Origin of the sequence: Tolypothrix campylonemoides VB511288_2 (genome assembly GCF_045999855.1) — a bacterium.
Classification (GTDB): Bacteria; Cyanobacteriota; Cyanobacteriia; order Cyanobacteriales; family Nostocaceae; genus Scytonema; species Scytonema bouteillei_A.
The window spans coordinates 729,184-743,699 of the sequence record NZ_JBFPMW010000001.1 but is presented as its reverse complement, the minus strand read 5'-3'; the positions used below and the strand labels follow the sequence as shown (position 1 = coordinate 743,699).

Sequence of the window (14,516 nt, the reverse complement as noted above, 5' to 3'; positions counted from 1 at the left end):
TCTAAATTTTCCTGGACGCACCACCTACGCGGACTTCTTATAAAGTCCGCGCAGGCGGACTTAGCCTGTATAGCCGAGGCAGTGCGTTGCGGTGAATCCTGCCCTGGAGGCGGGTTTCCCGCGCCCTGGGGACTGGTGAACCCGAAGGGGGGTTCCCCCCGTTGTAGCACCTGCCGTGCGATTTCAATCGCTAACGTGTTTTTTCTTCATGCTTCTATTGACAACGTTTGTGTAGTCTGCTAGCAGATGTGCTACTAGCTCCTCTATTATTAGATAATTCCCGAAAAATTTTAACTTATGCTAACAAGAAAGAAGAAAAAAAAGTGCTTGTTTATTATACTTGCGATCGCTGTTAGCTTTTGTCTGTTGATTCTGTATGCTTTTGTCATTGAGCCGAATCGTTTTGTTATCGCACGTTATCAGATCGAGCGACAATTTGCTCCTCACAAGAATAGCTTCAAGATGGTTCAAATTAGCGACCTTCATCTCAAACAATTTAACAGTCGGGCACAACATATTGCCGAACAAGTTAATAAACTTAACCCAAATGTTGTACTATTTACCGGAGATTCAATTGATAAAGTTGAACAGCTTGATGGATTTGAGCGCTTTTTGTCGCTTCTTCACAAACAAACAGCTAAGTATGCAATTATGGGGAATTGGGAATACTGGGCTGGTGTTGATTTAAAACGTTTGACAGAAATATATGCCACTTATAACTGCCGCCTATTAGTAAATGAAAGCGTTATACACAACTACGGCAAGGACTCTATATTAATCACTGGATTGGATGATTTAGTCAGCCAACCCGATTTAATCAAATCACTCGAAGGTTTTCCCCCTCAACCAAACCATTTATTGCTTGCTCACTCACCAGCATATCGAGATTCATTGTCAGATAATGAGTTAGCAAAGATAACACAATACAAACCACAATATATGTTATCGGGACATACTCACGGCGGACAGCTATCATTATTTGGCTTTGCTCCAATACGTCCGAATGGTAGCGGACGTTATGTCAGTGGTTGGTATCGAGATGGTGCGATAGCCCTGTACGTATCGCGCGGACTGGGAGTTTCGGTTTTACCACTGAGAATGGGTGCAGTTCCAGAAATTACTTATTTTGAGTGGTTTCTGAACCCGGCTTGAGCCAAAACCAAAAGTCAAATAATTTGATTCGAGTCCTTTCACCAAAGCACTATTGAAACAGTAGACAAAGCTATACTACAAGTGTATTATAAATAAAGACTCTCTATTACAAATACCACAAAGTTCAATGATAGGCAGATTTTCTTCAACCATTAGTAGCGTGATGCATCGCCGACCCCGTCTGGGTTGGATAGATGCGATCGCCCTTTGGGCAGATCCCGAAAAGAACATTGCTTCTGACGGGTCAAAGCTCGTTGTGCTATTTGCGTTTGAGGGAAAGTATCTGTTATTGGGCAAATTTGGAGCGTTAGCCGAATGCCTGAATCGCGAGCAATTCATCCAAAGCGGGAGGTGCAAATGTTTTATAGCACCGATATAGGTCAAAAAGTATCAACTACCTGACCCCCGCTCCTGGATAACAGAGACGGGGGTTATTTTTTTAGGAGTGAATTAACTTATGGAAGCTCAACCGCCAAGTCAGCAATCACACGTACTACAAAACTCAGTGGTCGTCTTCTCCAAGAACTACTTACCACTGGCACGTATCAACATCAAACGAGCAATCGTGCTGTTAGTCACAGGTCAAGCAGAGTCGTTAAATTTTGGCACTACAAAGCAGTGGGAAGTCCGCTCACCCAGTGTTGTACTACAAGTGCCCGAACATATCCGCTTAATGGTTGGCAATCCCGAACGACACTGGAAAGTACCCGGTGTGAATCGGCGTGAGGTCCTAAAGCGTGATAGTTACACCTGCCAGTACTGCGGCAGTACCAAGCATTTAACGCTCGACCATGTGATTCCCCGCTCGAAGGGCGGACAGCACAGTTGGGACAACGTGGTAACTGCGTGCGAACGGTGTAACCAGAATAAAGGCGATCGCCTCCTACATGAAGCAGGAATGGTACTCAAAAGTAAGCCCAAAGCGCCAATTCACCCAGCCGTTACATTTGCCGAACAGTTTTGGAACGTGCAACGCCTGACTGAAAACGAGTAATTCACTCCCATAAACTTCTCTCGGAGAGGGCAATGAGCGCAATGACATAACACTGCCCTCTCACTTCAAAAAAAAATTTGTAGTATGCCCTTGACACTTGTGTAGTATTTTTGTAGTATAAATGTAGTAAATAACAACAGCCTCTGAAAAAGGCATAACGTTCGCACTTCCGTTCCTTGAAAACTTAATAGATAGGCACTCAATATGGGGGGTGTAGTTACAGCGCTTTGCATCTGAATGAGGTACACTCCCCTTTCATCCCCCTTAGTAAGGGGGGACAGAGGCGGGTAATTTTTGTACCTCACCAAGTTGAAATCTGCTGTAGTTCGATTAAAAGCAGTCACCGTATTCGTGTGAAAGAACTTGAATATCTCCTTACAGAGACGCTCTCGGGCAAAGCGCACGCTATGCAATGCGAAGCTATGCCTGTAAGGGCTATACGCGAACAAATCCCAAGCCTGAGTACCAAATTATGCTGCTGTAGCCCAACTGGAAGAGGAGCTGGTCTTAGAAACCAGATGTTGTGGGTTCAAATCCCACCAGCAGTATCAATATCGGGATGTAATTCAGTGGTCTAGAAGCCTTGTTTTGGGGACAAGGAGCCGTAGGTTCAAATCCTACCATCCCGACCATTTGCCCCTGTGACGGAACTGGCAGACGTGCTGGCTTCAGAGACCAGATTTTATGGGTTCAACTCCCATCAGGGGTATTAATGCTCCCGTGGCGAAACTGGTAAACGCTTCCGTTTGAGGGACGGAATTTTTGCAGGTATCTCCTATGCCTCCTTCGTCGGCACGCTTCGCTATCGGAGACGCTTCGCGAACAAATCCTGTCGGGAGTATCAAATTGAATCGTAGGCAGAGTGGATACACAACCCAATACTTGTCAGTTAAGCCTAAAAATGCTCCCAAATGGGACCATAGTTCAACTGGCACTTAGCATCCGCCTTGCAAGCGGAAGGTTAAGGGTTCAAATGCCCTTAGTTCCCTATGGTGTCTGAAGCCAAAGTGGTCGCGGCGCTGGTTTGTGGAACCAGTCATAACGGGTTCAAGTCCCGTCAGACACCCTTTTACGCACTCTTGGCAGCAAATTTCCTTTTGACAAGTTGGGATGGAGGGGGAAGATATATCAGAGTTTGAAAACAATGTCCGATCCCCCATCCCCTATTTTCAACCAAGGCGATCGATACCAACATGTTCTTCATAAGCGTACCAATTGCTGGAAAAGCCTTTAATATCTGGACTTTGGAGAGAAAACCTAACATGATTCTTAACAATAGGAAATCTCACAGCACCACTGCCATCAGGTCTGCTAGTTGCAAGAACAACTTCGGTACCAGCTGGAATCGTTTGTTTGAGCTCATCTCTAAGAATAGATGAGTCAACAGGTTCGCGTTTGAAGACAGTTTGCGTGTTCGCAACAATTTTTAAAAAATTCCTTTGGTTGCCAACAGAGTCCCGATCTACAAAAATTTTGACTTCATTCTTGTTTTGTTGTTCGGCAGCAATGTCGCCCACCGTTTGAATGGGAAAAAATTCGTTAGAAAATATATCTACGTGTGGTGCAAATACATACCAGCTAGTAAAGCCTTTGAATTGAAGGTTCTTAAGTGTGATTCTATGATGATCTTGAGTAATAAGGAACGTGTAGGATTGAAGAACGAGTACAGTAAAAGCTGGAATGCTTACAAGTTTAAAGCTGGGCAGCTGACTGGACTGAACTGGCTCTTGCTTGAGAAGTGTATCTTGGAAAAAGATGATTCGGGTTGCAAATGCCATAATTTTTACCTAAGTTCCTAGAAAATTCCTGAAAAATTACGCTGCAGTCGATAGTTGCACAATTTTAGCTCTTTGCGGACAATCTACATAGAATCTTAAGCATAGACAGCTATTCTTTCCAACTCTATAGTATTAAGAGGATGTTTTAAAAGTCCTCTTGTTGGTAGCAAAATATTAAGATCCCCCTAAATCCCCCTTAAAAAGGGGGACTTTAAGAGGCTTTTAAGGGGGTCAGGGGGGATCGATAGGTACTTAAAAACACAGCAAATCACTTTTCAAACAACCTCTAATGGCTTGTCTTAAAAAGAACTTAATTATTTTTCTAAGCCAGTATAATGAGTAAGTGATTGGTGATTCGTGATGAGCATAACTCTACCCTTAGGGCAAAGCACTCCTGATTGTCCGCTGGGTTGTGTACCCAACTTTTATCAAGTTTTGGCAGAACTTGCACCCATTGGTATCTTTTACACAGATGCTCATGGGAAATGCTTGTACGTTAATCCCTGGTGGTGTACTGTTGCTGGAATCACAATTGCAGAAGCACGGGGAGACGGTTGGATCGATGCTTTACATCCGGAAGATCGCCAGCAAGTTTTTGCCGAGTGGCAGCAAGCCGCACAATCCAATTTGCCATTTCAATCTGAGTACAGGTTTCTCCATCGCAATGGCAAAGAAACTTGGGTGTTGGGGCAAGGAGTTGCCGAACTAGATGCAACTGGGACCGTGAAGGGATACGTAGGGACTGTAACCGATATCACAGAGCGCAAGCAGATAGAAAACACTTGTAGGGAGAGCGAGGAACGCTGGCATCTGGCACTGCGCGGGAATAACGACGGTATCTGGGACTGGAACGTGCAAACCAATGAAGTTTTCTTTTCGAGCCGTTGGAAAGAAATGTTGGGCTTTAAAGATGAAGAAATTGACAATCACCTGGATGAATGGGCAAAACGAGTACATCCCGATGACCTGGGCTGGGTAACTCAGGTGATTCAAAACCACTTCGCCAAGAAAACACCGTTTTATACTTCCGAACATCGGGTTTTGTGCAAAGATGGCTCCTACAAATGGATTCTCGATCGCGGTCAAGCACTTTGGGACGAAGCAGGTAATGTTGTTCGGATGACAGGTTCCCATACCGATATTACCGAACGCAAGCGGAAGGAAGTCGAACTGCGAGAAATGAGCGTAGCTCTAGAATATGCGGTATCGGGTATTGCCAAGTTAGATGTTGAGGGGCGGTATGTGTTTGTCAACCAGTCTTATGCTAGTGTAGTAGGCTACGCACCCGAAGAGATGATTGGGATGTCGTGGCAACAGACCGTCTATCCTGACGATCTTGAGACAACGATCGCTGTCTACAATGTGATGTTGCAAGAAGGTAAGGTTGAAACCGAAGCGAGAGGAATTCGCCGGGATGGCTCGATTTTCTACAAACAGCTAGTGATGATTTCAATCTACGACGAGCAGCATCAGTTTATCGGGCATCACTGTTTCATGAAAGATATTACCGATCGCAAACAAGTTGAAGAAGCTCTACAAAAAGCTCAATCGCGCTTTGCCGGAATCTTAGAAATTGCCCAAGATGCCATTATTTCTATAGACAGCAACCAGCGCATTACCCTCTTTAACCAAGGTGCAGAAAAAGTTTTTGGTTACACCGTAGAGGAGATATTGGGACAGCCTTTGGATCGGTTATTGCCTCTCCGGTTTGCCGACATTCACCATCAGTACGTGCATGACTTTGGTCAATCGCTCGGTAAGGCACGGCGCATGGGTAGCAAAAAATTGCGTCAAATAGGAGAATGGGGCGAGATATTTGGTCGCCGCAAAGATGGCACTGAATTTCCGGCGGAAGCGTCTATCTCAAAGCTAGAACTTGGAGATGAAATCATCTTCACAGCTTTCTTGCGAGATATCAGCGATCGCAAACGTGCGGAAATGGAACTGAAACACCAAAAAGAAATTCTCCAGACAATGTTTGACCACATCCCCCTCATGGTCACGTTATTCGATCGAAACATGGATATCGAGTTTCTCAATCCCCAATTACAGCAAGTGTTGGGGTGGTCGCTACAAGACTGGCAGCAATCCGACGTGTTAGCAAAATGTTATCCCGATCGCGTAGAACACGAAACCGCAAAGGAACACATACTAGCAGCGAATGGGAAGTGGAAAGACTTTAGGACTCACACAGCCTCTGGCAAAACTTTGTACACGTCCTGGGCAAATGTACGCCTCTCCAACGGTTATCTAATTGGCATCGGACAGGATATTACAGAGCGCAAACAAACTGAATTAGCACTGCAACAGGCAAAAGAAACCGCAGAAGTGGCAAATCAGGCAAAAAGCCTTTTTCTCGCAAACATGAGCCATGAATTACGAACTCCTCTAAACGTGATTCTGGGATTTACTCAAGTGATGAGCCGCGATCGTTCTCTCAACGCCGAACAGCAAGAAAACCTCAAAATCATTCGTCGCAGTGGAGATCATCTACTCAATCTTATTAACGATATACTGGATTTGTCCAAGATAGAAGCAGGGCATACTTCCCTTGACAAAAGCAATATCGATCTTGTTGCTTTTTTACATTCCCTTCGCAATATGTTCCGGCAAAAAGCAGTCGCTAAGGGCATACAGTTTAATATCGATCTTGACCCAATTCTGCCGCAATACATCACCACTGACCCCAGCAAACTCCGTCAAGTCCTCATCAACCTGCTCGGTAATGCGATTAAGTTTACCAAGCAAGGAAGTATTACGCTCCATGTGAAAGTGAATGAAGAAGGTGAAACTTTCAACTTTCAACAACTGAAGAATCGGGCTTCTCCTGTCTCCCTGCTCTTTGAAGTAGAAGACACGGGGATCGGCATTCCAGCAAAGGATTTGGATCTCATCTTCAATGCCTTTGTCCAAGCAGAAGCTGGAAAAGGAGCAACAGAAGGAACTGGGTTGGGATTAACCATTAGCCGCAACCTTGCCCGTTTGATGGGAGGTAACATTACAGTCAATAGCACAGTCGGGCAAGGCACTACTTTCCTAGTGACCCTTCCCGTTTGGCTGGCTACGAGCACTGATACACAACCGGAACAAATTAACCATCAGGAGGCGATCGGGCTGGTTCCCGGTCAACCTCAATACCGCATTCTTGTAGTTGATGACCAGCCAGAAAATCGTTTGCTCTTGGTCAAACTGTTGAGTAACTTGGGATTAGATGTGCAAGAAGCAACGAACGGTCAAGAAGCGATCGCACTTTGGGAAGTATGGCATCCCCATCTCATTTGGATGGACATCCGAATGCCCGTTCTCAGTGGTTACAAAGCAACAAAATGGATTCGAGAACAAGAAAATGCGGCTCAAAATCAACACCAACCCTCGAAGATTATTGCTCTGACCGCTCATGCGTCTGAAAGCGATCGCGACCTTGCCCTTGCTGCAGGCTGTGATGACTATATCAGCAAACCCTTTCAGGAAGAAACCTTGTTGAACATGATGGCAAAATATTTGGGGATTTCTTATATTTATGCTGACAGCGAACCGCCATCAACAAGCAGCGACCTACCTGTCAGCATTGTACTAACTTCTGAAAAGTTAGCTGTCATGCCAGCAACTTGGATTGCTCAATTACAGCAGACAGCATTATTGTGTAATGAGGAAGAAGTTTTGCTTGTTATCGAGCAAATTCCACCCGAACACGAGTTTTTGGCAACACAACTGCGAGAACTATCACAAAACTTTGAGTTCCATCAGATTGCGCAGTTAGCACAAACAGCCCTCAACGTATAAGAAAGGGAGGCAAAATCCCCCCTCTTTTCCTTTGAGATCCTTAACTCTCCAACAATTCCAAGAACTGCTCCTCACTTAACCGAGCAACACCCAACTCCTGCGCCTTGGTCAACTTAGAACCCGCATCTTCCCCCACAACCAGATAATCAGTTTTCTTACTCACAGAATCCGTAACTTTTCCACCAGCTTTTTGGATTAACGCCTTCACCTCATCCCGTTTTAAAGTTGGTAGAGTCCCGGTAATGACAAAAGTTTTCCCAGCCAACTTTTGATTGCGATCGTTTTGTGCGATAGCATCCGTTAAAATTTCTAATTGCAACCCAGCATCTTTGAGCCGAGAAATCAAAGTTTGATTTGCCTCAATACGGAACCACTGATAAACAGACTGAGCAATTTCCGATCCAATACCGTGAATCTTTTCAACATCCGCTTGTGTTGCGTTAGCCAATTGTTCTACACTGAGAAACTTTTCCGTCAAAACCTGTGCTGTCACACTTCCAACATGACGAATACCCAAACCGTACAGCACGCGAGACCAAGATTGGTTTTTTGATTGGGCTATAGCTTCCACCAATTTCTGTGCGGACTTCTTACCCATCCGCTCTAATTCATATAAATTACCTTCTGTCAAGTCATACAGATCGGCAACAGAATGCACAACCTCCTTATCCACAAGTTGATACACCAGCTTTTCACCCATACCCTTAATATCCAAAGCATCCCGACTGACCCAATGCTCAATTGCTCCTTTTAAGATAGCCGGACACGAAGCATTGACACAGCGAGTCACCGCTTCATCCATTTCCCGCACCACGGGTTGACCGCAAACAGGACAATGAGTAGGCATGATAAAGGGTTTTGTACCTTCAGGACGCAGTTCTGGAAGAATTCGCACAACTTCCGGGATAATTTCTCCTGCTTTACGCACGATCGCAGTATCGCCAATGCGGATATCTAATTGAGCTATGCGATCGGCATTATGTAGGGTAGCGCGAGAAACAGTAGTTCCCGCCAATTGTACGGGACGCATTTCTGCAAGCGGAGTTAACGCCCCCGTTCTACCCACATTGACAGCAATATTTTCCACACGAGTTGGAGCTTCTTCTGCAGCGTACTTCAACGCCACAGCCCATCGGGGAAACTTCTGTGTAAACCCAAGCTGTTCTTGAAGCTTGAAGGAATTTAGCTTTACAACGACCCCATCAGTCATGTAGGGTAAATTCAGTCGTTCGGTATCCCAATGACCGTAATACTCAGCAACTTCTTTTAAAGAAGAACACAAGCGCTTGTTAGGATTTACCCGAAATCCCAATTTCTGCAACAATTCCAATGCTTCCCACTGAGTACTCGCAATACTAGCATCATCTCTACCGGGAATATGCAAGGTGTAAGCAAAGAAATCTAAACGTCGTTGTGCCACAATCCTGGAATCCAATTGCCTGAGTGTTCCCGCTGCTGCATTCCGAGGATTGGCAAACACGGCTTCACCTATTTTTTGCCTTTCTTGGTTAATTTTTTGAAAGACTTCTAGGGGTAAAAACGCTTCACCCCGCACTTCTATTCTTTCCGGTAGAGACATACCCGATATCTCAGATGTTTCAGACGCGTCTTGGTACGTCTCTCGATTTAGGCGCAAGGGAATCGAGCGAATAGTCCGCACGTTTTGGGTAATATCTTCCCCCGTTACGCCATCTCCTCGAGTTGCACCCCTCACAAGAATGCCATTTTCATAAGTCAACGCTATAGCAGAACCATCTATTTTGAGCTCGCAGACATAGTCCACTGCGCCTGTATTGGGTAATTGTCTCCGCCAGCGCTGCTCCCAAGTATTTAACTCGTCTGTGTTAAATGCGTTCTCTAAACTATAGAGGGGAATATTGTGACGCACTGAGGTAAACTGAGTCGCTGGTTTTTCTCCAACCCGTTGCGTGGGACTGTCCGGTGACACCAATTCTGGGTGTTGATTTTCCAGTTGTTGTAACTCTCGATACAACCGGTCATAAACTGCATCCTCCATGAAAGGAGAATCGAGGACATAATAAGCATAACTAGCTTTTTGTAAGAGTTGTCGCAGTTCTTGAATACGCTGCTTGGCTTCCGTCTCTATCGCTTCCATCGTCGTTCCCAAATTAGCAATCTGTCTTCACTATTAACAAAGTCGTAGCTAATAGCTTAATCAAATTTAACGAGCTCTGCCCTCTACTTGACAAGGTAGTTTGTGGTTTGCGAACGAATAACCAATGACAAATTCACCCAACTGGCTTCTCAACTTAATATCTAATTTGTAAAGTCACAGAAGCTTCCACGCTTTGCTCACCTGCAACGACTGGAGTATCTGGTGTTTTCGCGATCGCTACCGTATCCATACTAGAAAAATTCGCTGTTTGATACATTGGAGATGGCCGACTTCCATTAATTTGCACGCTCACAATTTCCTGTTGCTTGAGAGATAAAGCTCCCAAAGCTGCTTCGGCTTGACTTCTGGCGTCTTCGGACGCTAGACTAATGGCTTTTTTTTGTGCTGATGCGATCGCTTCATCCGTTGCTACTAAAGTCACACCATCAATACGTGTTGCACCAGCTTTAATTGCTTCATCTAAAAGTGTACCAAGTTTTTCTGGTGCTATTTCAAAGCTCACTATATTACTACCCTTGTAGCCTACAATTCTTTGCTGATTGTCTTTGTAACTATAAGTTGGATTTAGGCTAATACCTGTTGTTGCTAGTTTTTTAACATCTTGATTTACTTTTAAAAATGCCACAACTGTTGATGAACGTTGTGCGGTTGTTTGCTGTACCTTTGTTGAAGTTATATCTTGAACCTCAACCCCCAAACGAACGCGAGAGGTTGTTTTGGGAGTACTAACCATTCCACGACCTGAAACAACTAAAGTTCTGGGCAAAGAAGCCAAATTACGGGTTTCATAAGATGTCGTTCCACAAGCAACAAGACCCGATAAGCCGAAAGTTAAAAACAAAATGAAAAAAGATTTCCGGTACTTGAATTGCAATCGTGATGAGAAAGTCATAGGAGCCATAAAACTTAATGTGTTTCAAATATGGCATGAAATTTTTTTTAATTATCAAGTGGTTACAATTTCGGAAACTACGTTGATGCATATCCTTGCAACAGCCACCAGTGAATTGTAACTCATGACCGATCATCAGTAAATTCCCTGACTTGTAAATAGGAGATTTAGAAAATAAAGCATTTTCTTGTTTCTTCCATATAGTTTTGTATCTAACAGAATTTTGAGAGCATCCCTATGAGTGCAAATTGCCCCCAGAATAGAATTTTACGGCGATAGAAACACAGCCCACCTGTATGGAATTCATATCAAGTCCTACAGGCGAGTTTCCTACCATATAAACCTGGTGAACTTAGGGGGACTTAGCTTGTACAAACGCGCTCGCGGACATCATACGGTATTTTTTTCATTATATTCAATCAATTTAAGTATATTTTTTCTATGAAGAGAGTGATATTTATTTTCAATATACTGAGTATTTAAAAAAAAAAGAGAGTAGTAAAACTACAATTTTATAAAAGAAGAATTTTTCTTGACTTACGAGTATTTACTGTTAGCTTCTCGTTCAATTACAAGCATAATAATTATTCAGCAATAAGTAAGTTGGTGTTAAAAATTTTGTCATGATAGGGCAGCTATGCTGAGGGTATAAGGGAATAGGTTTTTATGCAAATTTACTTTTAATTACATACTTCGTTTTTTTGCGCCTCTCTACTTAATTGGAATTTAAACAATTGTTTAAACATCACATCCAAGCAAATTTCTTCTCCAAGTAAAATTTTCACAAACTATGAAAATTTCTCACAAAGCTCTTGTGTCGTTAGTTATCACTTTAACAACTGCCATTGGGGGCTGTTTATTAAATGCGGAAGCAGCTACTTTTCGCAATGTTAGAAGTATAAATGAAAATCGCCAGCGTTATATTACAGCAGGCGATCCAGCACATTCTGTTGTCAATGTAGGAACGGGCTTTGATGGTGTAGTAGATTTAGTCATCAAAACTGATTCAGAGACCTTCGGTTGTTCGGGTTCTTTATTAACCTCAGGGAGACATATTCTTACAGCCGCCCATTGTTTTACTGACGGCTATCAAAATGTTATTGCTAATAGTATTCAAGCTTTTTTCGATTTACCTACAGGTTCTACATCCATAAAAAGCGCAAATCTCTTTATTCACTCAGACTGGACTGATAACTTTAGCAGGATCGAGGGCGATATCGCTATTATAGAACTTGTGTCAGAAGCACCTATAGCAGCCGAACGTTACGATATTTATCGCGGTACAGATGAAGTTGGAAAAATAGGCGTTAAAGTAGGCTATGGTTATTCTGGTAATGGTAATGAAGGAAATGTTTCATGGGATGGATTAAAACGTGTGGGGAAAAACATTTACGATGCTCCAGGCGAAATTTTATCCACGTTACCCCAACTTGACACTTTCGCATTTCCCGGTGCAGTTTTAGCATATGATTTTGATAATGGGTTAGCAGCCAATGACGCTTTTGGTTTTCACTTCGGTATTTCAGACACAGGGTTAGGATTGGATGAAATTAATTCAGCACCAGGTGATTCTGGAGGACCAACATTTATCAACGGACTCATTGCTGGAGTTACATCATTTGGCACTTGTTATGGTTATCCAAACTGTTCCGGTTCTGATATTGACAGCACTTTAAATTCCAGCTTTGGAGAAATCAGTGGTGATACTCGAGTTTCAACATACGCAAACTGGATTGACAGTATTCTGAGCCGTCCTGCGACAGTCCCCGAACCCAGTGCGATCGGTGCAATCTTACTAGCAGGATTCGCAGCCCTTCGTTACCGGAAAAGATTTTAATTGCTAATTGCTAATGGCTAATGGCTAATGGCTAATTGCTAATTGCTAATGGCTAATTGCTAATGGCTAATGGCTAATTGCTAATTGCTAATTGCTAATGGCTAATGGCTAATGGCTAATGGTGAGACCAGCCCTGGAGGCGGGTTTCCCACGCCCTGGCGACTGGACTCACCGCCTTCGCGGACTTAATAGAAAGTCCACGTAGGTGGACTTTGTTTGTATAGACGCGATTTTAATCGCCCAATGTTTTTTCTAATTGGGATGCTCTTAATAGAAAGTCCACGTAGGTGGACTTTGTTTGTATAGACGCGATTTTAATCGCCCAATGTTTTTTCTATTAACCATTAGCCATTAACCATTAGCCATTAGCCATTAGCCATTAGCCATTAGCTATTATCTGCATCCAATGGAATTTCAATAATAAATTCTGTTCCTTGACCGCAGGATGAAATACATTGCAACATTCCATTGTGTTTTTGAGTGATAATCTGGTGACTAATAGAAAGACCTAATCCAGTTCCTTTACCTTCTGCTTTTGTTGTAAAAAAAGGATTAAATATCTGATTTTGTACTGGCTCAGCCATTCCCGGTCCATTGTCTGCAATCCGAATAAAAACTTTTGTGTCGTCAATAAGTTCGGTTGTAATGCGAATTTTCGGACAATGAGAGTTAGGAATAGATTCTGTACCCCATGCTCCATTTGTCATTCCTTCTTCTAAAGCGTCTATGGCATTTGTTAATAAATTCATAAAAACTTGATTGAGTTGTCCGGGATAGCATTTCACATGCGGTAAGTTTTCATACTCTTTAATTACTTCTATCATGGGTCGCTTTGGTCGAGCTTTGAGACGGTGTTGCAAAATCATGAGAGTTGTTTCTAATCCATCGTGGATATCGACGGCTATCTTTTGATCTCCATCTGCACGTGAGAAGTTTCTTAAGGACTGCATAATCCCTTGAATCCGATCTGTACCTAGTTTCATTGAGGAAATTACTTTGGGCAAATCTTCTAATATGTGATTTAGGTCAATTGCTTCAATTTCTTCTTCTATCTCACTTCCAGGATTGGGAAACTGTTGTTGGTAAAGTTTCATGAGATGGACAAGGTTATCTACGTATTGATCGGCATAATGTAAGTTACTAAAAATAAAGCCCAAAGGATTGTTGACTTCATGAGCGACACCTGCAACAAGTTGTCCTAAGGAAGATATTTTTTCACTATGTACTAGCTGCAATTGAGCTTTTTTGAGTTCTTCAAGAGCTTCAGAAAGTTCGGCAGTTCTACTTTTGACTCGATGTTCGAGTTGTTGTTTTTGCTGGTCTAATTCTAGATTCAATCGTCTCAGTTTTAAATGGACTTGTATCCTAGCTAATATTTCTTCTTCTTGAAATGGTTTGGTAATATAATCTACTGCTCCTAAATTCAACCCCTTGACTTTTTGCCCTGTTTCAGCAAGAGCAGTCATAAAAATAATAGGAATATCTTTTGTTATTGGATTTGATTTAAGTATGCGGCAAGTTTCAAATCCATCAATTTTTGGAATAATTATATCTAACAAAATTAAATCTATTGGTTCATTATAAGCTTGTTCGATACCATTGGTTCCATCCATTGCAATCAACACGTTATAACCTGCATCACTTAAAGTGATATTTAAATAATCTAAATTAGCTTTGCTATCGTCAATAACTAAGATTGTTTCTTTTCTTTCTAAAGAATTTAGTTCGGTTTCATGTTGATGCCAAGCTTGCATGATAAATTACCCTTAATTTTTTGAAAAAACTGATGAAAATTTTAATTGGCTTTTCTCAGTGAGAAAGGTAGAGGAGAATAAAGGTTAAAACATAAGCTTTTTAAGCTTTCGCTTTGAATAGTTATTTTTACTTACTAAGTATAGTTTCAAAAAAACGCTATATTTAAGTAAAATTACTGGTTTAAAAAA

9 protein-coding genes, 4 tRNA genes and 1 pseudogene are annotated in these 14,516 nt (G+C 42.6%); 9 read left to right on the top strand and 5 right to left on the bottom strand.

The window, feature by feature from the left end:
• Positions 1 to 327: 327 nt before the first annotated feature.
• The 7 genes from AB0756_RS03220 (at position 328) to AB0756_RS03190 (ending at position 3,212) form a co-directional block, all read left to right on the top strand.
• The gene (locus tag AB0756_RS03220; protein WP_050046506.1) at positions 328 to 1,152 is read left to right on the top strand and encodes a metallophosphoesterase; all 825 of its coding nucleotides are present in this window, start codon (positions 328 to 330) and stop codon (positions 1,150 to 1,152) included.
• Between the two features lie 127 nt (positions 1,153 to 1,279).
• Positions 1,280 to 1,531: a hypothetical protein gene (locus AB0756_RS03215; RefSeq protein ID WP_137986541.1), complete on the top strand. Its 252-nt coding sequence runs from the start codon at positions 1,280 to 1,282 to the stop codon at positions 1,529 to 1,531.
• 78 nt (positions 1,532 to 1,609) lie between these two features.
• Positions 1,610 to 2,146: an HNH endonuclease gene (locus AB0756_RS03210; RefSeq protein WP_038071737.1), complete on the top strand. Its 537-nt coding sequence runs from the start codon at positions 1,610 to 1,612 to the stop codon at positions 2,144 to 2,146.
• A 474-nt stretch (positions 2,147 to 2,620) separates the two neighbouring features.
• Positions 2,621 to 2,694, top strand: a tRNA-Leu gene (locus tag AB0756_RS03205).
• A 7-nt stretch (positions 2,695 to 2,701) separates the two neighbouring features.
• Positions 2,702 to 2,778, top strand: a tRNA-Pro gene (locus AB0756_RS03200).
• Positions 2,779 to 2,781: 3 nt separating this feature from the next.
• Positions 2,782 to 2,855, top strand: a tRNA-Leu gene (locus AB0756_RS03195).
• A gap of 283 nt (positions 2,856 to 3,138) precedes the next feature.
• Positions 3,139 to 3,212, top strand: a tRNA-His gene (locus tag AB0756_RS03190).
• Between the two features lie 103 nt (positions 3,213 to 3,315).
• Here AB0756_RS03190 and AB0756_RS03185 read toward each other — a convergent pair.
• Positions 3,316 to 3,924: a hypothetical protein gene (locus AB0756_RS03185; protein WP_038071740.1), complete on the bottom strand. Its 609-nt coding sequence runs from the start codon at positions 3,922 to 3,924 to the stop codon at positions 3,316 to 3,318.
• A gap of 360 nt (positions 3,925 to 4,284) precedes the next feature.
• On the opposite strand from AB0756_RS03185, the gene AB0756_RS03180 reads away from it, so the two are divergent.
• On the top strand, positions 4,285 to 7,707 hold the full coding sequence (locus AB0756_RS03180) for a PAS domain S-box protein (RefSeq protein ID WP_050046505.1): 3,423 nt from the start codon (positions 4,285 to 4,287) through the stop codon (positions 7,705 to 7,707).
• Between the two features lie 40 nt (positions 7,708 to 7,747).
• Here AB0756_RS03180 and ligA read toward each other — a convergent pair whose 3' ends face one another.
• Positions 7,748 to 9,823 carry an NAD-dependent DNA ligase LigA gene (gene ligA, locus AB0756_RS03175; protein WP_038071743.1) on the bottom strand — a complete coding sequence of 692 codons (2,076 nt, stop codon included), beginning with the start codon at positions 9,821 to 9,823 and terminating at the stop codon, positions 7,748 to 7,750.
• 154 nt (positions 9,824 to 9,977) lie between these two features.
• Positions 9,978 to 10,745, bottom strand: coding sequence for an SIMPL domain-containing protein (locus AB0756_RS03170; RefSeq protein ID WP_050046504.1), 768 nt, complete (start codon positions 10,743 to 10,745; stop codon positions 9,978 to 9,980).
• Positions 10,746 to 11,526: 781 nt separating this feature from the next.
• Between AB0756_RS03170 and AB0756_RS03165 the strand changes: the two genes are divergently transcribed.
• Complete coding sequence (locus tag AB0756_RS03165; protein ID WP_050046503.1) at positions 11,527 to 12,573, top strand: trypsin-like serine protease; 1,047 nt, start codon at positions 11,527 to 11,529, stop codon at positions 12,571 to 12,573.
• A 386-nt stretch (positions 12,574 to 12,959) separates the two neighbouring features.
• Here AB0756_RS03165 and AB0756_RS03160 read toward each other — a convergent pair whose 3' ends face one another.
• Both AB0756_RS03160 and AB0756_RS03155 read right to left on the bottom strand, forming a co-directional pair.
• A complete protein-coding gene (locus AB0756_RS03160; RefSeq protein ID WP_408103985.1) occupies positions 12,960 to 13,280 on the bottom strand; it encodes a sensor histidine kinase in 321 nt (106 codons plus the stop codon).
• A gap of 663 nt (positions 13,281 to 13,943) precedes the next feature.
• Positions 13,944 to 14,327, bottom strand: a pseudogene (locus tag AB0756_RS03155) (response regulator); the annotation flags it as partial.
• Positions 14,328 to 14,516: the final 189 nt, after the last annotated feature.

Bases quoted from the DNA above. Each gene is read 5' to 3' on its own strand.
- AB0756_RS03210 (WP_038071737.1), top strand. From the start codon at position 1,610: ATGGAAGCTCAACCGCCAAGTCAGCAATCACACGTACTACAAAACTCA.
- ligA (WP_038071743.1), bottom strand. From the start codon at position 9,823: ATGGAAGCGATAGAGACGGAAGCCAAGCAGCGTATTCAAGAACTGCGA.
- AB0756_RS03215 (WP_137986541.1), top strand. From the start codon at position 1,280: ATGATAGGCAGATTTTCTTCAACCATTAGTAGCGTGATGCATCGCCGA.
- AB0756_RS03170 (WP_050046504.1), bottom strand. From the start codon at position 10,745: ATGGCTCCTATGACTTTCTCATCACGATTGCAATTCAAGTACCGGAAA.
- AB0756_RS03185 (WP_038071740.1), bottom strand. From the start codon at position 3,924: ATGGCATTTGCAACCCGAATCATCTTTTTCCAAGATACACTTCTCAAG.
- AB0756_RS03160 (WP_408103985.1), bottom strand. From the start codon at position 13,280: ATGACAAATGGAGCATGGGGTACAGAATCTATTCCTAACTCTCATTGT.
- AB0756_RS03180 (WP_050046505.1), top strand. From the start codon at position 4,285: ATGAGCATAACTCTACCCTTAGGGCAAAGCACTCCTGATTGTCCGCTG.
- AB0756_RS03165 (WP_050046503.1), top strand. From the start codon at position 11,527: ATGAAAATTTCTCACAAAGCTCTTGTGTCGTTAGTTATCACTTTAACA.